Origin of the sequence: Ruegeria lacuscaerulensis, from assembly GCF_013033355.1 — a bacterium.
Taxonomy (GTDB): Bacteria; Pseudomonadota; Alphaproteobacteria; order Rhodobacterales; family Rhodobacteraceae; genus Ruegeria; species Ruegeria lacuscaerulensis_A.
The window spans coordinates 419,919-441,724 of record NZ_WQDY01000003.1 but is presented as its reverse complement, the minus strand read 5'-3'; the positions used below and the strand labels follow the sequence as shown (position 1 = coordinate 441,724).

General features: G+C 58.2%; 18 protein-coding genes. 11 read left to right on the top strand and 7 right to left on the bottom strand.

What is annotated here, in order from left to right:
- The first annotated feature begins 1 nt into the window (after position 1).
- Complete coding sequence (locus GOW48_RS08315; protein ID WP_170354323.1) at positions 2-679, top strand: DUF502 domain-containing protein; 678 nt, start codon at positions 2-4, stop codon at positions 677-679.
- Here GOW48_RS08315 and GOW48_RS08310 read toward each other — a convergent pair whose 3' ends face one another.
- Both GOW48_RS08310 and GOW48_RS08305 read right to left on the bottom strand, forming a co-directional pair.
- The gene (locus GOW48_RS08310) at positions 680-1,705 is read right to left on the bottom strand and encodes a patatin-like phospholipase family protein (RefSeq protein ID WP_170752868.1); all 1,026 of its coding nucleotides are present in this window, start codon (positions 1,703-1,705) and stop codon (positions 680-682) included.
- 15 nt (positions 1,706-1,720) lie between these two features.
- Positions 1,721-2,494: a 3-hydroxybutyrate dehydrogenase gene (locus GOW48_RS08305; RefSeq protein ID WP_170752866.1), complete on the bottom strand. Its 774-nt coding sequence runs from the start codon at positions 2,492-2,494 to the stop codon at positions 1,721-1,723.
- A 292-nt stretch (positions 2,495-2,786) separates the two neighbouring features.
- On the opposite strand from GOW48_RS08305, the gene GOW48_RS08300 reads away from it, so the two are divergent.
- On the top strand, positions 2,787-4,601 hold the full coding sequence (locus GOW48_RS08300) for an extracellular solute-binding protein (protein ID WP_170752864.1): 1,815 nt from the start codon (positions 2,787-2,789) through the stop codon (positions 4,599-4,601).
- 468 nt (positions 4,602-5,069) lie between these two features.
- A complete protein-coding gene (locus tag GOW48_RS08295) occupies positions 5,070-5,306 on the top strand; it encodes a hypothetical protein (protein ID WP_170354327.1) in 237 nt (78 codons plus the stop codon).
- On the opposite strand, the gene GOW48_RS08290 is transcribed toward GOW48_RS08295, so the two are convergent.
- Positions 5,295-5,918, bottom strand: a complete 624-nt coding sequence (locus tag GOW48_RS08290) for a helix-turn-helix domain-containing protein (protein ID WP_170354328.1) — start codon at positions 5,916-5,918, stop codon at positions 5,295-5,297. The two genes, GOW48_RS08295 and GOW48_RS08290, sit on opposite strands and share 12 nt — an antisense overlap.
- Positions 5,919-5,983: 65 nt before the next feature.
- Here GOW48_RS08290 and GOW48_RS08285 point away from each other — a divergent pair, with 65 nt between their 5' ends.
- The 4 genes from GOW48_RS08285 (at position 5,984) to GOW48_RS08270 (ending at position 11,156) form a co-directional block, all read left to right on the top strand.
- Positions 5,984-7,501, top strand: coding sequence for a class I adenylate-forming enzyme family protein (locus tag GOW48_RS08285; RefSeq protein ID WP_170752862.1), 1,518 nt, complete (start codon positions 5,984-5,986; stop codon positions 7,499-7,501).
- Positions 7,498-8,157, top strand: a complete 660-nt coding sequence (locus GOW48_RS08280) for a DsbA family oxidoreductase (protein WP_170752860.1) — start codon at positions 7,498-7,500, stop codon at positions 8,155-8,157. The genes GOW48_RS08285 and GOW48_RS08280 overlap by 4 nt, the downstream gene beginning before the upstream one ends.
- A gap of 75 nt (positions 8,158-8,232) precedes the next feature.
- On the top strand, positions 8,233-9,441 hold the full coding sequence (locus GOW48_RS08275) for a multidrug effflux MFS transporter (protein ID WP_170752858.1): 1,209 nt from the start codon (positions 8,233-8,235) through the stop codon (positions 9,439-9,441).
- 56 nt (positions 9,442-9,497) lie between these two features.
- Positions 9,498-11,156, top strand: coding sequence for a tetratricopeptide repeat protein (locus tag GOW48_RS08270; protein WP_170752856.1), 1,659 nt, complete (start codon positions 9,498-9,500; stop codon positions 11,154-11,156).
- A 136-nt stretch (positions 11,157-11,292) separates the two neighbouring features.
- Here the strand turns inward: GOW48_RS08270 and mfd are convergent, their stop codons facing one another.
- Positions 11,293-14,751: a transcription-repair coupling factor gene (gene mfd, locus GOW48_RS08265; RefSeq protein ID WP_170752855.1), complete on the bottom strand. Its 3,459-nt coding sequence runs from the start codon at positions 14,749-14,751 to the stop codon at positions 11,293-11,295.
- A 21-nt stretch (positions 14,752-14,772) separates the two neighbouring features.
- Entirely contained in the window at positions 14,773-15,297 is a 525-nt protein-coding gene (locus GOW48_RS08260) for a component of SufBCD complex (RefSeq protein ID WP_170752853.1), read from the bottom strand.
- Between the two features lie 120 nt (positions 15,298-15,417).
- On the opposite strand from GOW48_RS08260, the gene hemB reads away from it, so the two are divergent.
- The 4 genes from hemB (at position 15,418) to GOW48_RS08240 (ending at position 20,265) form a co-directional block, all read left to right on the top strand.
- Positions 15,418-16,419: a porphobilinogen synthase gene (gene hemB, locus GOW48_RS08255; RefSeq protein WP_170752851.1), complete on the top strand. Its 1,002-nt coding sequence runs from the start codon at positions 15,418-15,420 to the stop codon at positions 16,417-16,419.
- A 136-nt stretch (positions 16,420-16,555) separates the two neighbouring features.
- On the top strand, positions 16,556-17,128 hold the full coding sequence (locus tag GOW48_RS08250) for a lipid-binding SYLF domain-containing protein (RefSeq protein ID WP_170752849.1): 573 nt from the start codon (positions 16,556-16,558) through the stop codon (positions 17,126-17,128).
- Between the two features lie 169 nt (positions 17,129-17,297).
- The gene (locus tag GOW48_RS08245; protein ID WP_170752847.1) at positions 17,298-19,760 is read left to right on the top strand and encodes a penicillin acylase family protein; all 2,463 of its coding nucleotides are present in this window, start codon (positions 17,298-17,300) and stop codon (positions 19,758-19,760) included.
- Positions 19,761-19,869: 109 nt separating this feature from the next.
- Entirely contained in the window at positions 19,870-20,265 is a 396-nt protein-coding gene (locus GOW48_RS08240; protein WP_170752845.1) for a nuclear transport factor 2 family protein, read from the top strand.
- Between the two features lie 3 nt (positions 20,266-20,268).
- Here the strand turns inward: GOW48_RS08240 and hflX are convergent, their stop codons facing one another.
- Positions 20,269-21,540 carry a GTPase HflX gene (gene hflX / locus GOW48_RS08235; RefSeq protein WP_170752843.1) on the bottom strand — a complete coding sequence of 424 codons (1,272 nt, stop codon included), beginning with the start codon at positions 21,538-21,540 and terminating at the stop codon, positions 20,269-20,271.
- Positions 21,540-21,779, bottom strand: a complete 240-nt coding sequence (gene hfq / locus GOW48_RS08230; RefSeq protein ID WP_005982826.1) for an RNA chaperone Hfq — start codon at positions 21,777-21,779, stop codon at positions 21,540-21,542. Before hfq ends, hflX begins: the two co-directional genes overlap by 1 nt.
- Positions 21,780-21,806: the final 27 nt, after the last annotated feature.

The following is a 21,806-nucleotide window of genomic DNA, read 5'->3' as shown; positions in this document are numbered from 1 at the left end:
AATGAACACGCCCTTTGACGAAGAACCTCACCGCCGACCGGGCCTGTTTTCCCGGCTGCGCGCGTCATTCCTGACGGGCATAGTTGTCATTGCGCCGGTTTGGCTGACCATCTGGCTTATCTGGTCCGTCGTGGGCTGGATCGACAGCGCGGTCCTGCCGCTGATCCCACAGAAATTCCAGCCATCCGAATATGTGGGGGTCAACCTGCGCGGCGTGGGCGTGGTGATCTTCCTGATCTTCACGGTGCTGGTCGGCTGGATCGCCAAAGGCATTCTGGGCCGCTCGCTGATCCATTTCGCCGAAAGCCTTGTGAACCGGATGCCTGTGGTGCGCTCGGTCTATTCAGGGATCAAGCAGATTTCAGAGACGGTCTTTGCCCAGACTGAACGCTCTTTCGAGAAAGCCTGCCTGATCCAATATCCCCGCCGGGGCATCTGGGCGATTGGCTTCGTCTCGACCACGGCCCGGGGCGAAGTCAACGACCGCGCCGAGACCGGCGGCAACTTGCTGAGCATTTTTGTCCCAACCACGCCTAACCCGACCTCGGGCTTTTTGCTGTTCTTCCCCGAAGAGGATGTGATCCTGTTGGACATGTCAATCGAGGACGCTGCCAAACTGGTGATCTCGGCCGGGCTGGTTTATCCGAATGACAAAGACCCGACCCAGCCGCCAGAGTGATCAGCTAAACATTTCGGGCAGGTTTACAGTACTTTTCTGACCCAGATCACCCTTGTGATCGACCAGAAAACGATCAGCTGCCCTGCGCCCGGCCTCTTTCAATTTGTGCAGGATCACCGGGTTCGGCACCGTCTTGGTCGCCACCGACAGATCGTTCATCAAGTCGTCATCGGCAATCATATGGACCAGAACGCGGCTCATCTCACCCGCTTGCAGCTTGCCCTCGGCCAGCAGGCGCTGCACGAAACTGATCGCGCGCAGCTCTCGGAACAGAGATGAGTTGAAGCTGATCTCAATGACCCGGTTCTGGATTTGCTGTGGGGTCTTCGGTACCTCGTCGCGCTCCAGCGGGTTGATATTCACGATCACTACGTCATCTGGCAGGTCTTTGTTGAACAAAGGATACAGCGCCGGATTGCCGGTGTATCCCCCATCCCAATAGGCTTCGGTCCGGCCCGATTTGGGATCAAAGATTTCAACCGCCTGAAACAGCGTCGGCAAACAGGCCGAGGCCAAAATCGCGTCGGTTGAAATCTCATCCCCCGTAAAAACACGAATCTTGCCGCTGCGTACACAAGTGGCGCAGACATGAAGGCGCGGGCCTTCATCCGCACAGACCTGATCGAAATTGAATCGGTCGACCACAGGCTCCAGCGGATTGCGGTAGAACGGGCCGTAGGCATAGGGCGAAACCAGCCGCGACCACGCATCGCCCACGGAAAAGGGCAGCGAATATTCCATCGCCTGCGCGACCTGAGCGGGTTCAATCGCTTGCATCCAGTTGGCCAACCGCATGTCGCCCACAGCGCCCATCCGCTCCCACAATCCGTTCAAGTTGGCACGCGCCCCGTCGCGGCCATCACGCACCATGCCAGACTTGAACGCCGCCCCGTTCAGCGCCCCGGCCGAGGTTCCGGTGATCGCCGCAACCTCGATATCCTCTTCATCCAGAATCCGATCCAACACGCCCCAGGTAAACGCCCCGTGCGCGCCACCGCCTTGCAAAGCCAGATTGATGCGTTTCACCGAAAAACTCCTGACTCAGAGCGCGGTCCAGCCGCCATCCACAGAAATCGTTGTCCCCGTGATCTGCGCCGCCGCGTCCGAGCATAGGAATTGCACCGTTCCGCCAAGCTGTTCGACCGTCGCAAACTCTTTGGATGGCTGGCGCTGCAACATGACGTTTTTGATCACGTCCTCTCGGCTCATGTTGTATTCCTTCATCGTATCAGGGATTTGCGCCTCGACCAGAGGCGTCAGCACATAGCCAGGACAGACAGCGTTGCAGGTGATCGGCTCCTGCGCCGTCTCCAAGGCAACCGTCTTGGTCATACCCACAACCCCATGCTTGGCCGCCACATAGGCCGCTTTGAAAGGCGAGGCCGTCAGGCCATGAGCCGAGGCGATATTGACGACACGCCCCCACCCTGCCTGCCGCATCATCGGCAGCGCCGCAGCAGTTGTATGAAAGGCCGAGTTCATATTGATCGCGATGATTGCGTCCCACTTGTCGACCGGGAACTGATCAATCGGTGCGACGTGCTGAATGCCGGCATTGTTGACCAGAATATCGCAGGCCCCGGACTGCTCGATCAGGGCGCGGCACTCATCACCTTTGGACATATCAGCTTGAATGTAGCGCGCCTTTGTACCGGTCTCTTTTGAAATCTCTTCGGCTAGGGCATGGTCTTCATCCCTGTCGGTGAACGAGTTCAAAACCACATTCGCCCCGGCCTTGGCCAGCTCGCGCGCGACGCCAAGTCCGATACCAGAATTCGACCCCGTGATAATCGCCGTTTTTCCCGTCAGGCTCATGCCGCCTCTCCCTTGCAAACCACTTTGGGCGCACAGTGCCATGCTGCACCTGCAAAGGGAACGAGAAACATCGAAGCTTAGTTTCAGACATGCATACCGCCCAAAAAAAACGCCCGCACGAAGCGGGCGTTAAGTTATTGAGGCAGGTTTCATACAGGCAAGAAACCTATCGAGCAGTGCACCCTTTATAAGCAATTCCACGCCTTCGTCCAAGCTAAAAGTTTGATAATAAGAAAAATCATCGGTACGATGAATCCCAACAAAATAAGGCCAGAGCAGGATTGTTTCCAAAATGAGCCCCGATTTTCTTCGTCCCTTTCGCCTTGTGATCACGGGAATCACTATTGTTTTTGCCGCCGCGTCAGGCAATGCAGAATCGGCCCATGGCATAGCTATGTACGGCGACCCGGCACTACCACCGGATTTTGTGTCTTTGCCCTATGCTAATCCAGACGCGCCCAAAGGCGGCAAAGTCGTTTTCGGGAATACCGGCGGCTATAACAGTTTGAACCCGTTTGTGCAAAAAGGGACCTCCCCTTGGCAATTGCGATTTTGGACCCATGAAAGCCTAATGGGACGTTCTTGGGACGAACCTTTCACTCTTTACGGTTTGTTAGCCGAATCAGTCGACACTGCGCCGGACCGCTCTTGGGTCGAATTTACGCTGCGCGAAGACGCTCGCTTCTCGGATGGAACATCGGTCACGATCGACGATGTCATCTGGTCGTATGAGATATTGGGAACTGAAGGTCACCTGCGCTATCGCGGCTTGTGGGGCAAAATAGACAGTATCGAACGGACCGGCCCCCGCTCTGTCAGGATCAACTTCAATGAACCCGATCGCGAATTGGCCCTGATCGCCGGTCTGAGACCTATCCTTCAAAAAGCGCAGTGGGAGGGAAAGGATTTCGCGAATGCCCCATTGCAAGACATTCCCCTAGGAACCGGACCGTATTTGGTCGACAGCTATGAGGCTGGCCGCTACGTGAACCTGCGTCGCAATCCAGACTACTGGGGGGCAGATATTCCCTTCCGCCGCGGCACGATGAACTTGGATGAAATACGGATTGAGTTCTATGGCGACGGGACTGTCCTGTTCGAAGCCTTCAAGGCCGGAGAACTGACCGCCGTTCGCGAGTTCAACGCGGACAAGTGGGACACGCAATATACATTCCCGGCAATTCAGCGTGGAGATGTCATCAAGACCGAGATCCCCCACGGCAAGCCCTCAGGAATGACAGGGTTTGTGATAAATACACGCAAAGCGCCGTTTGACGATTGGCGTGTACGCGAGGCATTGATGCTGGCGTTCAACTTCGAGTTCATCAACGACACAATCACTGGCGGCGCCCAACCAAGGATCACTTCGTATTTCTCAGGCTCGGAATTGGCCATGCAACCCGGCGCTGCGACGGGGCGGGTTGAGGAGCTTTTGCTGCAATTCGAGGAGGATTTGCTGCCAGGCACCGTTGAAGGGTATTCGCTGCCCGAAAGCGACGGATCCGCGCGCAACAGGGCCAATATCCGCAAAGCATCCCAATTGCTTGCCGAAGCTGGGTGGACCATTCAAAATGGACTGCTGCGCAACGCGGAAGGTAAGCCATTCACACTTAACGTCCTCTTGCAACAAGGCGACAGCGAGGGTGAGACCGCAATCGAAATCTATTCCCGCGCACTGGAACGCCTTGGGATTCAGGTCAACATCGAACAAGTCGACAGCGCTCAGTTCACTGGACGAACTGGCGATCTGGATTTCGACATAACTTTCTTCCGCCGAGCGCTGTCGTTGTCGCCCGGCAATGAACAACGCTTGTACTGGGGTAGCGACAATGCCGACTCGCAAGGAACACGCAACCTGATGGGGGTGGCGTCACCTGCTGTCGACGGGTTGATCGACGCTATGCTGGCATCAGAAAGTCGCGAGGACTTCGTGGCCGCCACACGGGCGTTGGATCGGGTTCTGACCGCTGGCCGTTATGTCATTCCAATTTGGAACTTCGATGTCGGGCGTATTGCGCATGCCAAAGAGTTGAAGCAGCCAGAGGTCCTGCCAATCTACGGCGACGGGCCGGAGTACATGCCTCAGGTTTGGTGGTACGAGCCCTAGCGGCTTTCAACTCTGGCACCTGAAGGTCAGAAAAGGCCCTCGGCGGAAATCAGCACAAACTGCAACATTCCCTACATGGTGTGTGTTGCAGACTGCCAGCCACCAAAAGCTGCGTATGCCTTTGGTTTTCATCATATTTACGACAATCGCAGAAATACCTTTACGAAATACATCTTTGCGTTGTAGCCTTTTGACAGAGATACGCTTCGCGCGGCCATAATATTCATTTGTTTTTAATACCATAACGTTCCACCTGCCGCGCGGCGCACAACAATCACGGACCAGCCTCCACTCACTCCAAACACCGGTCCGTCGGCCCGTTGCGGTTTGCCTGCAACGAGCTTTTTTGTATTGCGCCCAAAGCACCCTCAGGGTGCGACATTTTGTCATGCGACCCGCGCAGCCCCCCCTTCGTAACCTATTGGAAGGCCGGGCAGCGATGGAACCTGAAAAACGGGATGCGAACAGATGTTGAACTGGACTGACCTGACGCAAGACTGGGATGCGATGTACGCGCGGGCAAAACGGCGTTTTCCGAACCTGCGCGAACAGGACAAGACGCAACTCAGCAAAGATCGCAAGGGATTTGAAGCCTATCTGGCCAAGCGCCACCACCTGACCGTAAATGAAGCTCGGGAAGAGCTGGAAGACTTCCTGTTCACCGAAGGACTGAACCGCGAGTTCAGTCGCGGGCTAGGCAAGTGACGTCACCCAAAGGATCATCGCGTCCTCATCACTGACAGATACGACGTTGTGCCCCATGCTGCCGTCGTAATAAGCGCTGTCGCCACGGCGCATTTCGACCGGTTCATAGAATTCCGTATACAGCCGCACTACCCCAGTCAGCACATACAGAAATTCTTCACCGTCATGACGCACCCAGCCGTCGAATTCATCCATTGACCGGGCACGAACGCGGGCGCGGTAAGGGAGCATCTGCTTCTTTGTCAGCGTTTCGGCCAGCAACTCATGCTCATAGGTCGTGGTCGGGTGTGCCGCGCCCTCGCCCATCCGCGTGACTGACATCCGCCCGATCACCTGTTCGCGCTGCGGAGGCGTGAACAGCTGAGGCACCGAAATCTCCAACCCTACAGCCAGTTTTTTCAGAGCGTCATAGGTAGGGGACATTTGCCCGTTCTCGATCTTGCTAAGCGTCGATCGCGCCAGCCCCGCCTGCGTGGCCGCCTGTTCCAGCGTCCAGCTGCGCGCCTTACGTAATTCGCGCACACGGGCACCCAGGTCTAGCGGCTCTAGTTCCGTGTGTTCTCCGGTTTCGCGCGCGATGCGGATCAGCGATGTCTGGTCTTCTTTGCTCATGCGTCATTCTATAGGGGCAGGCTGTCCCGCTTGCAACGCGGCAGTCGTCACGTTAGCCAAGGCCCATGCTGTCTGTGTTTGATCAAGGCCCTCCCCCGCCCTGTCCCGCGCCCTTCAATCTGGCGGCCCATGTGTTGCGTCATGCAGATCGTCTGGCGGAAAAGACGGCCTTGTCCGTCATCGGCGGAGATGATCCTCAGGACTGGACCTATGCCGCGCTCAAACAGGCTATTCTGGGAACAGGGGCCGGGTTGCTTCAAACCGGTTTGCATCCCGGCGATATCGCGTTGATGCGCCTTGGGAATACTGTTGATTTCCCAATCGCCTATCTTGGAGCGATTGCAGTTGGGATTGTACCCGTTCCAACTTCGTCGCAGCTGACTGCGCCCGAGACGGCGAAGATCATTCAAGATCTGAACCCCACCGCTGTGCTCCGAGACCCCTCGGTCGCATGCACGGATCACCCGATGCAGATCACCCTGCCAGACCTTGCCGTGATGCGGAACCTATCGCCCGCCGCGTTCCAGATGGGTGACCCCGATCGTATGGCCTATGTGGTCTATACGTCTGGTACTTCCGGCAAACCGCGTGCCGTGGCGCATGCACATCGTGCGATCTGGGCGCGACAAATGATGGTCGACGGCTGGTATGGGCTGCGCGATGATGACCGACTTTGTCATGCGGGTGCATTTAACTGGACCTACACCTTGGGCACGGGGCTAATGGACCCCTGGACCATCGGAGCGACCGCGTTGATCCCCGACCCCGGCACCGAGCTTACCTCACTGCCAAATGTGATACGCGACCACAGGGTCTCGATCTTTGCAGCCGCGCCGGGCGTATTCCGCAAGATTGTCGCATCGACTGGTACTTTGCATTTGCCCGAATTGCGCCACGGCTTATGCGCAGGCGAAAAGCTGTCGCCAACTTTGCACCAGCATTGGCTGCGCGCCACAGGGACTGAGCTGTTCGAAGCCTACGGAATGTCTGAATGCTCGACCTTCATCTCGTCCAGCCCCGACCATCCGGCACGGGGTGAGGCGCTGGGACAACCGCAACCCGGTCGCCGCGTGGCGATCCTGGGCCCGGATGGTCCAGTCCCGCAGGGTCAGGAAGGCACCATCGCCATTCACCGCGATGATCCGGGTTTGATGCTGACCTATCTGAATGCCCCGGAAGAGGCACAGGCCCGGATGCAGGGTGACTGGTTTCTGACCGGCGATCAGGGTGCCATGGCCATAGACGGTCAGATCACCTATCTCGGGCGCGATGACGACATGATGAACGCGGGCGGCTATCGCGTGTCACCTGTCGAGGTTGAGGCCGTGTTGTCCCAGTATCCCGGCATCACACAGGTCGGCGCTGCCGCAGTCGAGGTCAAACAGGACACGTTCCTGATAGCAGCCTTCTACACCGGGCCGGAAAAGCTGGACGAGACGGTCCTGCGCACCTATGTGGAGGCCAACCTGGCGCGGTACAAACAACCTCGCGCCTTCATCCACCTGCCCGAGCTTCCGACTGGCGGCAACGGAAAACTCCTGCGCCGGGCGCTTCCGGCCTATTTCAAGGCGAGCCAACCATGACCCAGACCGTCAAGCTTGATATCATGTCCGATCCGATCTGCCCGTGGTGTTACATCGGCAAGACCCACCTGGACAAGGCATTGGCTGCGATCCCTGATCATCCGTTCGTTATCGAATGGCACCCGTTCCAACTGAACCCCGACATGCCCGATGCCGGTATGGACCGCCGCGAATACCTCGAACGCAAGTTCGGTGGCAAAGAGGGCGCGGTGCGCGCTTATGCGCCGGTGGTGGAACACGCCGAAAACGCGGGTCTGAAAATCGACTTTGAAGGGATGAAGCGAACCCCCAACACGCTGGACGCACATCGCCTAATTCACTGGGCCGGAATCGAAGGCAAACAAACCCAGGCCGTGGACGCCCTGTTTGATGCCTATTTCGTGCAGACCCGTGACATTGGCGACCACGAGGTTCTGGCCGATATCGCAGATACAATCGGCATGGACGCCGCTGTCGTTCTGAAACTGCTGAAGTCAGACGCGGACCGGGAAGATATCAGCAACCGCGACAGCCACTCACGTCAGATGGGAGTGAACTCGGTCCCCACCTTTATCGTGGCCAACCAGCATGCGGTTCCCGGTGCGCAACCGCCCGAGATGTGGGAAGGTGTAATCGCTGACATCATGTCTCAACTTGAGACTTCCTCTGCAAATTAGCACAACCCCCTGTGCATCGACATGGCTGGCGCCCCCTGACCGCGCGTGATAGCGCGAACAGGTCAGGAGGGCCCAATGGCGCATCGTATGTCACGCGGAGAGTTTGTCGCGCTTGTCGCAATGATGTTTGCGACGATCGCCTTTTCCATCGACTCGATCCTGCCTGCGCTGCCTGATATCGGCGCGCAGTTCAGCCCTGATGACATCAACAAGGCGCAACTGATCCTGACCTCGTTTGTGTTGGGGATGGGGATCGGCACGTTCTTCACTGGCCCGTTGTCAGACGCGTTTGGCCGCAAACCCGTAATCTATGTGGGATCGGCGCTTTACATTGTGTCTGCGGCAGTTGCTTGGGCCAGCTCATCGCTTGAGATGTTACTCGTCGCCCGCATTTTTCAGGGAATGGGCTGTTCCGCCCCGCGCGTGGTTGCGATGGCCATCATCCGCGACCTCTATTCCGGGCGTGAAATGGCGCGCATCGTCTCTATCGCTATGATGATCTTTACTCTGGTCCCTGCGATTGCTCCGATGATGGGCGCTGGTGTCATCGCTTTGACGGGATGGCGCGGCATTTTCGTATGTTTCATGCTGTTTTCGCTGATCACCATCGTCTGGATGGGCCTACGCCTTCCCGAGTCTCTGACACCCGAGAACCGCCGCCCCCTGCGCTTTCCGCTGATGCTGGATGCGGCGCAGCAGATGTTTGCCCATCCCTCGGTCCGTGTGTCGATTTTGGTTCAGACCCTGTGCCTTGGAATGCTGTTCACGATGCTGACAATGGTTCAGCAGGTCTATGGCGAGATCCACGACAGCGCCCATAGCTTCCCATTTTGGTTTGGCTTCGTCGCGCTGATGTCCGGCTCGGCCAGCCTGTTGAATGCGGCGCTGGTGGTACGGTTGGGAATGCGGCGCATTGTGACCTGGGTATTGGGCGGTCAGATCCTGTTTACTTCATCTGTACTGCTGCTGAATTCATTCGACCTGTCGGCCAACCTCTCCTTCGCGCTGTTCGTCAGTTGGCAAACGGCGGTGTTCTTCATGGCCGGAATGACCATGGGTAACCTCAACGCCATCGCGATGGAGCCGATGGGCCACATCGCTGGCATGGCGGCCTCGGTCATCGGCGCGGTTTCAACTGTTCTGGCTGCTGTCATTGCCGGTTCGATCGGGTTGCTGTTCGATGGGTCCATTCTGCCGCTGGGCGCTGGCATTCTGACCATGAGCACACTGGGTTTCGTCCTGATGTTACATATGGGGCGGATCGAAAACCGACTGCCTGCCTGATCTGTGCAAGACTTTGAAATCGCGCTAGGCTTCTCCCAACCCGAGGGGAGACTCCGATGAGCGATTATTACGATTTGGGCACATATTCCTGCCCGGTCACCACCACCTCACCCGAGGCACAGCAGTGGTTCGACCGCGGATTAAACTGGACCTATGGCTATAACCATGACGAAGCGGTCGTTTGCTTTCAAAAGGCTGCCGATGCCGACCCCGACAGTGCGATGGCTTATTGGGGGATCGCTTATGCGGCAGGGCCAAATTACAACCTGCCCTGGGATTTGCGCGATGATCGAGGGCAGAAAAAGGCGCTGGCGCTGGCCTATGACGCGACACAGCAGGCGGTTGCTTTGGCAGACAGTGGGTCACCAGTCGAGCAAGCCCTGATCCACGCCCTGCGCGCGCGGTATCCTCAGCGCGATCCGATCCCCGACATGCATGTCTGGGACCACAACTTCGCCGACGCTATGCGCCACGCTTTTGCCGCACAGCCCGATCACCTGGACCTGCGAACGATCTATGTCGAGGCGCTGCTGAACCTGACCCCCTGGCAAATGTGGGACTTGAAAACCGGCCAGCCCGCCAAAGGTGCCGCCACGATCGAAGCGCAAAAGGCGTTAGAAGACGCCATGGCCAATGATCCTGCCGCCGTGTCCCATCCCGGGCTTCTGCATCTCTATGTGCATCTGATGGAGATGTCTCCGACCCCTGAAAAAGCCCTGAAAGCGGGCGATGTCCTGCGCACTCTGGTCCCTGATGCGGGTCATCTGGTGCATATGCCCACCCATATAGACGTACTATGCGGCCACTATCACAATGTGGTTCATTGGAACGAAAAGGCCATCGAGGCCGACTTAAAGTATTATGAACGCGAAGGCGCGTTCAATATCTACACAGGCTACCGTCAGCACGACTACCACTTCGTCATCTACGGCGCGCTGTTTCTGGGGCAGATGGAACCTGCCCTGCGCGCCAATCAGGGCCTTTGGGACACCACACCCGAAGACATGCTGCGCATCGAAAGCCCGCCCATGGCCGATTACTTCGAAAGCTATATGTCCATGGGCCCCCATATCCTGATCCGCTTTGGTCGATGGGATGAGGCCAAAGCGCTGGAGCTGCCCGCGGACCCCGACTTATATCGCACACTGACTGCGACCACGTTTTACGCCCGCGCGATTGCCTATGCCGCGACCGGAGACGTGGCCGAGGCCGAAACCGAAGAACAACTCTTTCTATCAGCCAAAGCCCGCGTCCCCGAAACTCGTCTGATGCACAACAACCGTGTTGTAGACCTGCTGGAGATCGCCCACGAAATGCTGCGGGGTGAGATCGAATACCGAAAGGAAAACTTCGACGCGGCCTATGCCCACCTGCGCCGCTCGGTCGAATTGGACGACAACCTGCCCTATGACGAGCCGTGGGGCTGGATGCAGCCCACCCGTCATGCGCTAGGCGCTCTTTTGTTCGAACAAGGCCACGTGACCGAAGCCGAGGCCATCTATCGCGAAGACCTTGGCCTTGGCGGCACACTCAGCCGCGCGTCGATCCACCCGGACAACGTCTGGAGCCTCAAGGGCCTACACGATTGCCTCAAGGCGCGGAACGAAACGGTCGAAATCCAACAGATCAGACAACGGTTGGACCTTGCCTTGGCTCGGGCAGATCGGGCAGTCGCAGCCTCGTGTTTCTGCGCCCAAGCCGCGATGCGCAGTTAATTCGCGCTGACGCGCGATGCCTCCGGCGGAGGTATTTTTAGCCAGATGAAGCTGGGATCCCTTGTTCATCTGGCCCGAAATACCTCGGGGGAGTCGCGCGGCACGCGCGGCGGGGGCAGCGCCCCCTGCGCCGGCGTTAGCCTGCTTTGGCCTTCTTTTTCTGGGCGATTACTTTCTCGGCCAGATCACGAGCGATGGCAAAAGCCCCTTTGATCTTATCGCTGTCATTCTTCCAGTCGCGCCGCACGACAATCTTGTTGTCCTTGACCTTGGCCATCCCGCGCTGGTTTTGGATGAATTCGACCAACCCCTGCGGCGAGGCAAATTTGTCATTGTGAAACTGCAACGTCGCGCCCTTGGGCCCACCGTCGAGTTTCGCAATCCCCGCGCGTTTGCACATGGCTTTGATGCGGACAACCAGCATCAGGGTGTTCACTTCTTTCGGCAGCTTCCCGAACCGATCGATCAGTTCCGCCGCAAAGCCCTCCAGTTCGACTTTGGTCGACAGCGAGGACAGGCGACGGTACAGGCCCAAACGCACATCCAGATCGGGCACGTAGTCTTCGGGGATCAGGACCGGCACACCCAGATTGATCTGCGGAGCCCATTGATCGTCGCTGTCGGACAGCCCTTCCATCTCACCGGATTTGATCTTGGCAATCGCCTCTTCCAGCATCGACTGGTAAAGCTCATAGCCCACATCGCGCATCTGGCCCGATTGTTCTTCGCCCAGCAGGTTGCCCGCACCTCGGATATCGAGGTCTTGGCTGGCCAGCGTGAACCCCGCCCCCAGCGTATCCAGCGAGCCCAGAACCCGCAGGCGTTTCTCGGCCGTTGCGGTCAGTTTCTTACGCGGTTTGGTGGTCAGGTAAGCATAGGCGCGCGTCTTTGAACGCCCCACCCTACCGCGAATTTGATAGAGTTGGGACAGGCCGAACATATCGGCCCGATGCACGACCATCGTGTTTGCGGTGGGGATATCCAACCCGCTTTCCACAATAGTCGTCGCCAGCAGCACATCGTACTTACCGTCGTAAAAGGCGTTCATGCGGTCATCAAGGTCCCCCGCGGCCATCTGACCGTGGGCAACCACATAGGTCAGTTCAGGCAGCTGATCTTTCAGGAACTCCTCGATCTCGGGCAGGTCCGAGATGCGCGGGACAACGTAGAAACTCTGCCCGCCACGGTAATGTTCGCGCAGCAGCGCCTCGCGGATGGTGACCGCATCGAATTCGCTGACATAGGTGCGGATGGCGAGACGGTCGATAGGTGGCGTGCCGATGATTGACAGGTCGCGTACGCCGGTCAGAGAAAGCTGCAGGGTGCGCGGGATCGGCGTTGCCGTCAGGGTCAGGACGTGGATGTCGCTGCGCAACTGTTTCAGGCGCTCTTTGTGGCCGACGCCGAAATGCTGCTCTTCGTCGATGATCAGCAGGCCCAGATTGTTGAACCGGATGCCCTTGGCCAGCAGCGCATGGGTGCCGATCACGATATCCACTGTGCCACGCGCCAGGCCATCGCGGGTTTGTTGCGCCTCTTTGGTCGGGACAAAGCGCGACAGTTGCCGAACTTCCAACGGGAAGCCCCGGAAGCGTTCTTTGAACGAGGCAGCGTGCTGACGGGCCAGCAGCGTTGTCGGCGCAATCACCGCCACCTGCACGCCGGACATGGCGGCGACAAAGGCGGCGCGCATGGCGACCTCAGTCTTGCCAAAGCCCACATCGCCGCAGATCAGTCGATCCATCGGCGCGCCGGAATGCATGTCCTCCATCACTTCGGAAATCGCGCGCAGCTGGTCGTCGGTTTCCTGATAAGGAAAGCGCGCGCTGAACTCCTCCCACGCGTGGGGCGGTGGGTCCATCACCGGTGCTTTGCGCAGCGCGCGTTCGGCGGCGATGCGGATCAGCTTATCCGCCATCTCGCGGATACGCTCTTTCAGCTTGGCTTTTTTAGCCTGCCATGCGCCACCGCCTAGACGGTCCAGCAGACCTTCGTCATGGCCGTATTTCGATAGCAACTCGATGTTTTCGACCGGTAGATACAATTTCGACTGTTCGGCGTATTCCAGCAGCAGGCATTCATGGGCGGCGCCGGCGGCGGTGACGACCTCCATCCCCTGATAGCGGCCGATGCCGTGATCCACATGGACGACCAGATCGCCGGGGGTTAGGGATTGGGTCTCGGTCAGGAAGTTCTCGGCCTTGCGACGCTTCTTGGGTTGGCGGATCAGGCGGTCGCCCAGCACGTCCTGTTCGGCAATGACCGTCAGGTCGGGCGTCTCAAACCCATGCTCCAGCGCCCAGACGGCCAGATGCAGGCCCCGTTTACCGACGCGGGTGCCATCGGTGACAGGGATCGCCTCGGCCAGACCTTCGTCTTCGATCAAACCGGTCAGGCGTTCGCGGGCGCCTTCGGAATAAGACGCAATCAGCACCGGGCCTTTGGCCATCTTGTCGGTGATATGCGCGGCCAAAGCCCCAAACAGGCTGATGCTTTCCTGCTGCCGTTCGGGTGCAAAGTTGCGTCCGATCCGCCCGCCCGCGTCGATCACGCCCGGCCCGCTGGCCTTAGGTAAAGGGCTGAATTGCATCACCCGACGATCGCCGACCGCAGCCTCCCAAGCCGTATCGTCCAGATAGAGCAATCCGGGCGGGGTCGGCTTGTAGACCGTGTCCATGCGGGATCGGTTGGCTAGTGCCAGTTTTCGGGTTTCATACTGATCGGCAATCGTATCCCACCGCGCCAGACGCGCGGGTGTGACCTGATCATCGACGGTGATCGATGCTTCGGGAAGGTAGTCGAACAGCGTCTCCAGCTTGTCGTGGAAGAAGGGCAGCCAGTGTTCGATGCCCTGATGTTTGCGCCCTGCGCTGACCGCCTCGTACAGAGGGTCATCGGTGCCCGCCGCGCCGAACTCGATGCGATAGTTCTGGCGGAAACGCGTGATGGCGGCCTCGTCCAGAATGACCTCGGAGACCGGGGCCAGTTCCACCACCTCCAGTTTTTCGGTGGTGCGCTGCGAGACGGGATCGAACCGGCGCGCGCCGTCCAGAACGTCACCGAACAGGTCCAGCCGCACGGGGCCGGACTCGCCCGGAGGGAAGATGTCGATGATCCCGCCGCGAATGGCATAGTCACCCGGCTCCATCACTGTGGGACTTTGTGTGAAGCCCATGCGTACAAGGAAATTGCGCAGCGCGGCCTCGTCCACGCGATGATCGACACGGGCGGTAAAAGCGGCCTCGCGCAGAACCTCGCGCGCAGGCACGCGTTGGGTCGCTGCATTCAGCGTGGTCAGCAGCACGAACCGGTCGGGCATCTGATGCACCAGCGCGGCCAGCGTCGCCACACGGGCGGCGGCGATATCGGCATTGGGCGAGACGCGGTCATAGGGCAGACAATCCCAGCCCGGAAACACAAACACCGGCATATCGGGCGCAAAGAACGCCAATGCGGCGCGCATCGCTTCAAGCCGTTTGTCATCACGCGCCACATGGCATACCGGTCCGCCCGAGCGGGTGATCTCATTCAGGACAAGCTGTGCGTCAAACCCTTCGGGGGCGCCGCCAACCGTGACATGGTTCGGAGCCTTCATCGCCTAACCTTTCCGAATTCTCTATCCCAGAACGCCGAAGGAAAAGTTCTGATACATACCCCAGAGCGAGGTGATCAAGATCGAAATCATTCCGACAATCTGCGTATAAATCCTGCATCTGGTCAGTATTTTGGCAACCGGTTCAAGGCCAACCTCGGTTCGTTGCAACTTACGAGCCGCCGAGATGTTGATCAGCATGACCAAACCGACCGGAAACAACAACAAGAATACCGCCTGTGCAAGTTCAATCCCGTAATAAAAGCCAAGCGTAGCCAGACCTGTGAAAAAGAAACAGCCAAACGCCAGAATAACCAGTCCCGAAACCTCGACGATGTAAATCAGCCGATTAACGTTAATCCGAACGATATCCAACAGATCCTGCTCGGCCTGACCTCCGTTGCGACGGGCGCGCGAAACGAGATCAAACGGAACCCCCATCGCCCAGTGGCTAGCTGAAGACCAAAGCACCGCCAGCACGATCCAATACCACAGATTGGAAAAGCTGCGCATGTCAATGACTTCAAAGATCGAAGAGTATAAGTTCACGCATCGGCCCCTTGTTCACTGTCACCAGGGACCCTCTTCGCACCGGCGCGTCCATCGTTACCCTTGAGACTACGCGGAATTCATGCCACCCAATGCGGGAATATTCAAGGAGAGTGCGACATGAAACCCACCATCGCCCCCTATCCCCAGACCCGCTTTCGCAGGGCCCGTCAATCGCCAGCTATACGCGGGTTGGTGCGCGAGAATACTCTGACCACGGATGATCTGATCTGGCCGGTCTTTGTCCGGGATGGAGAGGGTGTGGAAGAGCACGTGCCATCGATGCCCGGCGTCGTCCGCCGCTCGGTCGATTTGATCGCAAAGGCCGCTGTTGAGGCGCAGGCGCTTGGAATCCCGGCAATCTGCATCTTTCCTTACACCGATCCCGGCCTGAAAACCGAGGACTGTGCCGAAGCCTGGAACCCTGACAATCTGTCCAACCGGGCAATACGGGCCATCAAGGCAGCGGCGCCTGATATCGCAGTGATGACCGACGTGGCGCTGGACCCCTACAACATCAATGGCCATGACGGCTATGTCGTAGATGGCGAGATTGTGAATGACCAGACCGTCGAGGCATTGGTCAAAATGACACTCGCGCAGGCCGAATCCGGAGCAGACATCATCGGCCCTTCGGACATGATGGATGGTCGGATCGGAGCGATGCGTCAGTCCTTGGAATCGGCGGGGCACCATAATGTGATGATCCTGAGCTATGCTGCCAAATACGCCAGCGCCTTTTATGGTCCGTTCCGCGATGCGGTGGGTGCCTCAGGCGCGCTGACCGGGGACAAGAAGACCTACCAGATGGACCCGGCGAACTCGGACGAGGCCCTGCGGTTGATTGAACGCGACCTGACCGAAGGCGCGGATATGGTGATGATCAAACCCGGGATGCCCTATCTGGACATCTGCCGCCGAGTAAAAGACACCTTCGGGGCACCGACCTATGCCTATCAGGTCTCGGGTGAATACGCGATGGTTCAGGCCGCGGCGCAGAACGGTTGGATCGACGGGGAAAAAGTGATGCTGGAAAGCCTGCTTGCATTCAAACGCGCGGGGTGTGACGGCATCCTGACTTATTTCGCACCGGCGGTCGCCAAGCTGTTGCAAGGGCAATAGACATATTGTCGCGAATTTTCGCCGATTGTGATCAGTACGGGGCCAGCTTTCCCGTGACACACAGAATCAATCAGCGTATCCTTGCAGATAAGATCGGGAACACCCGACAATTCAGGCAGTTATACAGAGAAAAAACATGAGCAGTTCCAACTCCCCCCGACTAAGCCGTCGTGGCTTTGCCATTGGCATGGCCGGCCTGACCCTGACTGCCGCTTGCGGCAACGGTGTCGGCAATTCGAACGCAGCCACGATTGATGCGCGTGTCGATGCGACTTTGACCGAAATGTACGCGCGCTACCCCAACACGGTCGAGATCGCCGAAAAGGCCAACGGCATGCTGGTCATGCCTTTGATCACCGAAGCCGGATTTGTATTTGGTGGCGGATATGGCCGCGGCGCACTGCGTATCAACGGCGCCACTGTCGATTATTACTCGGCGGTCAAAGGCACCGCCGGGCTGCAGATCGGGGCGCAGCAATATGCACATGTCCTGTTCTTCATGACGCAAGACGCGCTAAACGATTTCCGCCGTTCCAGCGGTTGGACCGCTGGGGCCGATATCGGCTATGTGGTCAGCGATCAGGGCGATAGCCTGTCGACCGACACAACGACACTGCGCTCGCCGGTGTTAGCTGCTGTATTTGGCCAAGCCGGCCTGCAGATTGGCGCCACCGTAGAAGGCACCAAATACACACGGGTCATTCCTTAAGACCCGAACCGGAGACCCCCGGTTTCGCCCCGCCCTGACCCCGGTCAGTGGCGGGGTTTGCTTTTCGTAACGGCGCGGTGGAACAAACTGCCCGCGCTGCTCTTTCGGTTCGCGATGGGTTCCTTTACTCTTGCGCCATTCGACGGATGAACAGGAAATTGGACCGCAGATGGCTATAGTATTTCGCTGGCTGGTGCGTATCGCATCGGGCCTCGTTCTGTTAACTTTGGCCGCTGTCCTGCTGGTGTATTTTTTGGCCAGTCAATCCTTGCCGGAATATGATCAGACGGTCGAAGTTCAGGGCCTGACAGCCCCGGTCGAGATCGTCCGCGACACCGCAAATGTTCCTCATATATTGGGTACGACTGACCCGGATGTGTACTTTGGGCTGGGCTATGCGCATGCTCAGGACCGGCTTTGGCAGATGACCGTGCTGCGCAGAACCGCACAGGGACGTTTATCCGAGGTTTTTGGCGCGCGCACCGTTCACATCGACAAACTGTTGCGCAGACTGGACCTATACGGGCTGGCCCATCGTTCGGTCACGGTTCAGGACGACTATACCAAAGCAGCCCTGCGGGCGTATGCCTCGGGGGTAAACGCACGTCTGGCCGAGATCAACGAAAGCGCGTTGGGTCGCGGCGCACCCGAGATGTTCCTGTTCAACGCGCCGGTCTCTCCTTGGCAACCCGGCGACAGCCTAGCGGTCATCAAGCTGATGGCATTGCAACTATCTGGACATCTTGAGGATGAGGTGCTGCGGGCGCGCACATCGCTGATGCTGAACGATGCCGAAAGACTGGCTGATATTTTACCCGATGTTCCGGGGTCGGGGATCGCAGCCCTACCCGAATACGCAGCTTTGTTTCCCGGCGTTCCCCGCTACGCGGCGGGCACCCCAAAGCCCGATACCCCGTTATCCCCATTTCCCAAGCGCGGACTGGCCGGAGCCTCCAACGCCTGGAGCGCCGCACCTTCACGTTCGGCCATCGGGGGCACCTTGCTGGCCAATGACCCGCATCTGGGCTTTACAGCGCCAGGCATTTGGTATCTGGCCCGTCTGCAGCTGGCCAAGGGTGGCGTGATCGGGGCAAGTATTCCCGGCGTTCCTGCAATCATGACCGGGCGCAGCGATCGTCTGGGATGGGGGCTGACATCGTCCTATCTGGACGACCAGGACATACATATCGAACAGCTCAACCCCGACAACCCCGAAGAATACCTGACGCCCGACGGTTTCAAACAGTTCCGCAGCCGTCCATCGATCATAGAAATAAAGGACGAAGCGCCCATTACACTGACTTTGCGCTGGACAGAGAACGGACCTGTCCTGCCCGGCAGTGACTTTGACTTGGGAGCCATCACGCCTCCGGGGCATGTAACGTCGTTGTCGTGGACTGCGCTCAGCGCGCAGGACACCTCGATGTCTGCTTCAATGGCGCTGATGAATGCGGACACAGTGCGACAGGCGATTGACACGGCCGAGCTTTTCATTGCTCCGTCCCAGAACCTTTCGCTGGTCGATACGGATACCATTGGTATGAAACTGATCGGTGCGATGCCCCGCCGCGACCTGCGAAACCAAAGCCGGGGACGCATTCCGACACCGGGTTGGCTGAACGAGAACCGCTGGCAGGGACGTCTGCCCTATGGCGATAACCCCGAATTCGTGGCCCCTGCAGGCGGTATCCTAGGTAATACCAACAACAAGGTCATCAACCGCCCATTTCCGAGACATGTGTCGTATGAATGGGGCGATACCCAACGCATTCACAGATGGGAAAGGCTGATGCAATCGCGCGAGGTCCATACGCGCGACAGCTTTATCGAGGCACAGCTGGACACCGTAAGCTTCACTGCTCGGTCCCTGTTGCCGCTGATCGGGGCAGATTTGTGGTTCACTGGAGCTTCGGCCCCCGAAGGTACACCAGAACGGCAACGTCAGATTGCACTTAATTTGCTGGCCGAGTGGAATGGCGAGATGAACGAACATCTGCCTGAACCTTTGATCTATGCGGCGTGGCTGCGGGCGCTTCAGATCCGTTTGATCTCGGACGAATTGGGGCCGATTGCGGCAGAGTTTAAACATGTCGAGCCGCTGTTCATCGAACGCGTCTATCGGAACATTGATGGCGCGGCGGTCTGGTGCGACGTTCGGCAAAGCGCACCAACGGAAACATGTAGTAATATGGCCCGCCTTGCACTGGATGATGCGCTGATCTGGATCACCGAGAAATACGGCGGCGCGCTGCAATCCTTACGCTGGGGCGATGCTCATCAGGCGACCCATGATCACCCGGTTCTGGGCTCGGTCCCGGTTCTGCGGTTCTTTGTCAATATCCGCCAATCCACCAGCGGCGGAGACAATACTTTGCTACGCGGGCGCACCTCAGGCGAAGGGCCGGACCCGTTCCAGAACGTTCATGGTGCAGGATATCGGGGCGTCTATGATTTTGCCGACCCCGACAGTTCGGTCTTTATAACGGCAACCGGTCAGTCGGGTCATTTTCTATCCCGCTATTATGATGACCAAGCCCTACTGTGGCGCCGCGGAGAGTATATTCCGATGTCGCTGGACCTTGATCTCGCCCGCGCGGCTGCGGTCGGCGTTACCAACCTGATCCCGCGCTAATTTCCCCTGTTCGGCAAGACCTTGCCCCTTTTTTTCAGCTTACGTGGACGAAAGCGGTGGTTTTGCCGTACCCTCCCCTTAGGCAAAGACATTTGGTTTGGGGGTATTTATGGCCAGCATTCGGGATAGGTTGAACAATCTCGCGCGCGATTATGCGATTGCCTGGAGTTCCGGCAACCCTGACGAAGTGGCGCGGTTTTACGCTCCTGACGGGCAAATCACGATAAACCGAGGAGAGCCGATTGTCGGACGGGCCGCAGTTGCTGAAATGGCGCGCGGGTTCTACGCAGACTTTCCTGACCTCGAGGTGCGCTGCGACATGATGCGATGGGCAGGTAGTCACGCCATCTTTGTTTGGACATTGGAGGGTCATCACGCGCAAACCGGCAACCATGTCATCACCCGCGGCTGGGAAGAGTGGGAATTGACCGAGGACCACAAGGTGAAAACTTCGCTGGGATGGTTTGACGCCGACGATTATCAACGCCAGATCGACGGGAAATAACGCCTAAAGCGCTGCGAATTGCGCGGCTTGCTTGTCCGTCCATAGAACGGTCAGTTCGAAACCATCCTCGGTCTGTTTTTCGGCCCGAACCACGTCCTGACGGAACAACCATGCCCGCTTGTCACCCTCTGCATAGCCCAGCAACAGCGTCGTTTCGTGTCGAACGCCTTGAAGCTTGGTTGCGATGTCGGCCAAAAGCGGGTCAACCCCTTCTCCTGTGACCGCCGAAATCGCGTAAACCTCAGGGTCACGATCCGCACGGGCAACAGCCGCTTCGCGTTCTTCGGGGTTCAACAGATCGATCTTGTTCCAAACTTCCAGACGCGGGCGGTTATCCTCGACCCCAAGAGAGGTCAGGATGGTTTCGACATCCTGCGCCTGTGCTTCAGTCTCTTCATGGCTGATGTCGCGGACATGGACGACGATATCGGCACCCAGAACTTCCTCTAACGTGGCGCGAAAGGCAGCCACCAGCTCGGTCGGCAGGTTCGAGATAAAGCCCACCGTATCCGACAGGATGACCTCGGGACCATCAGGCAGTTCGACCCGGCGCATAGTTGGATCAAGCGTGGCAAACAGCATGTCCTTGGCCATAACTTCGGCACCGGTCAGACGGTTGAACAAAGTGGACTTGCCCGCGTTTGTATAACCCACCAGCGCCACAATCGGATACGGCACCTTGGCACGGGCTGCACGATGCAGGGTGCGTGTCTTGACAACTTTCTGCAATTGCCGCCGCAAGCGAACAAGTTGTTCGTCAATGGCGCGCCGGTCGGCTTCGATCTGCGTCTCGCCGGGGCCGCCGACAAAACCCAATCCGCCGCGCTGTCGTTCAAGGTGGGTCCAGGCGCGTACCAATCGTGTCCGTTGATAGCTGAGTGCGGCCATCTCGACCTGTAGAACACCTTCACGTGTCCGGGCGCGGTCGCTAAAAATCTCGAGGATCAGCCCCGTCCGGTCGAGGATTTTGACTTTCCACGCCTTTTCAAGGTTGCGCTGCTGGACAGGCGTCACCGGACCGTCGATCAGCACCAGTTCGATTTTGTTGTCGTGCAGCCGCTCGGCCAGTTCTTCAATCTTGCCACTGCCGAACAACAAACCGGCCTGCGCCCGCGGCAAGCGCACAATTTCTGACCCGACCACGTCAAGGTCGGGCAAAGCAGCGGCCAAAGCAACCGCTTCTGCCAGCGCCGGTTCGGGGACACGGCGCTGTTCATCTGACTTGATTTCCGGATGCAGCACCCAAGCGCGGGTGCGCGTCCTGTCATGTTCCATCAAGAGGCGTCTTCGCCCTCATACAGGTTGATCGGCTGTGATGGCATGATGGTCGAGATCGCATGCTTATAAACCAGCTGCGACTGTCCGTCGCGGCGCAACAACACGCAAAAGTTATCAAACCACGTGATCACACCTTGCAATTTCACACCGTTGATCAGGAAAATTGTGACCGGGACCTTTGCCTTACGTACATTGTTCAGGAACGCGTCCTGCAGATTCTGTCTGTCCGAAGCCATATTTTTATAAACTCGCCATTGTTCTTG

Coding starts and splice junctions, on each gene's coding strand:
- GOW48_RS08245 (WP_170752847.1), top strand. CDS start 17,298: ATGGCTATAGTATTTCGCTGGCTGGTGCGTATCGCATCGGGCCTCGTT.
- GOW48_RS08270 (WP_170752856.1), top strand. CDS start 9,498: ATGAGCGATTATTACGATTTGGGCACATATTCCTGCCCGGTCACCACC.
- GOW48_RS08280 (WP_170752860.1), top strand. CDS start 7,498: ATGACCCAGACCGTCAAGCTTGATATCATGTCCGATCCGATCTGCCCG.
- GOW48_RS08300 (WP_170752864.1), top strand. CDS start 2,787: ATGAGCCCCGATTTTCTTCGTCCCTTTCGCCTTGTGATCACGGGAATC.
- mfd (WP_170752855.1), bottom strand. CDS start 14,751: ATGAAGGCTCCGAACCATGTCACGGTTGGCGGCGCCCCCGAAGGGTTT.
- GOW48_RS08305 (WP_170752866.1), bottom strand. CDS start 2,494: ATGAGCCTGACGGGAAAAACGGCGATTATCACGGGGTCGAATTCTGGT.
- GOW48_RS08315 (WP_170354323.1), top strand. CDS start 2: ATGAACACGCCCTTTGACGAAGAACCTCACCGCCGACCGGGCCTGTTT.
- GOW48_RS08250 (WP_170752849.1), top strand. CDS start 16,556: ATGAGCAGTTCCAACTCCCCCCGACTAAGCCGTCGTGGCTTTGCCATT.
- hfq (WP_005982826.1), bottom strand. CDS start 21,779: ATGGCTTCGGACAGACAGAATCTGCAGGACGCGTTCCTGAACAATGTA.
- hemB (WP_170752851.1), top strand. CDS start 15,418: ATGAAACCCACCATCGCCCCCTATCCCCAGACCCGCTTTCGCAGGGCC.
- GOW48_RS08285 (WP_170752862.1), top strand. CDS start 5,984: ATGCTGTCTGTGTTTGATCAAGGCCCTCCCCCGCCCTGTCCCGCGCCC.
- hflX (WP_170752843.1), bottom strand. CDS start 21,540: ATGGAACATGACAGGACGCGCACCCGCGCTTGGGTGCTGCATCCGGAA.
- GOW48_RS08240 (WP_170752845.1), top strand. CDS start 19,870: ATGGCCAGCATTCGGGATAGGTTGAACAATCTCGCGCGCGATTATGCG.
- GOW48_RS08295 (WP_170354327.1), top strand. CDS start 5,070: ATGTTGAACTGGACTGACCTGACGCAAGACTGGGATGCGATGTACGCG.
- GOW48_RS08290 (WP_170354328.1), bottom strand. CDS start 5,918: ATGAGCAAAGAAGACCAGACATCGCTGATCCGCATCGCGCGCGAAACC.
- GOW48_RS08275 (WP_170752858.1), top strand. CDS start 8,233: ATGGCGCATCGTATGTCACGCGGAGAGTTTGTCGCGCTTGTCGCAATG.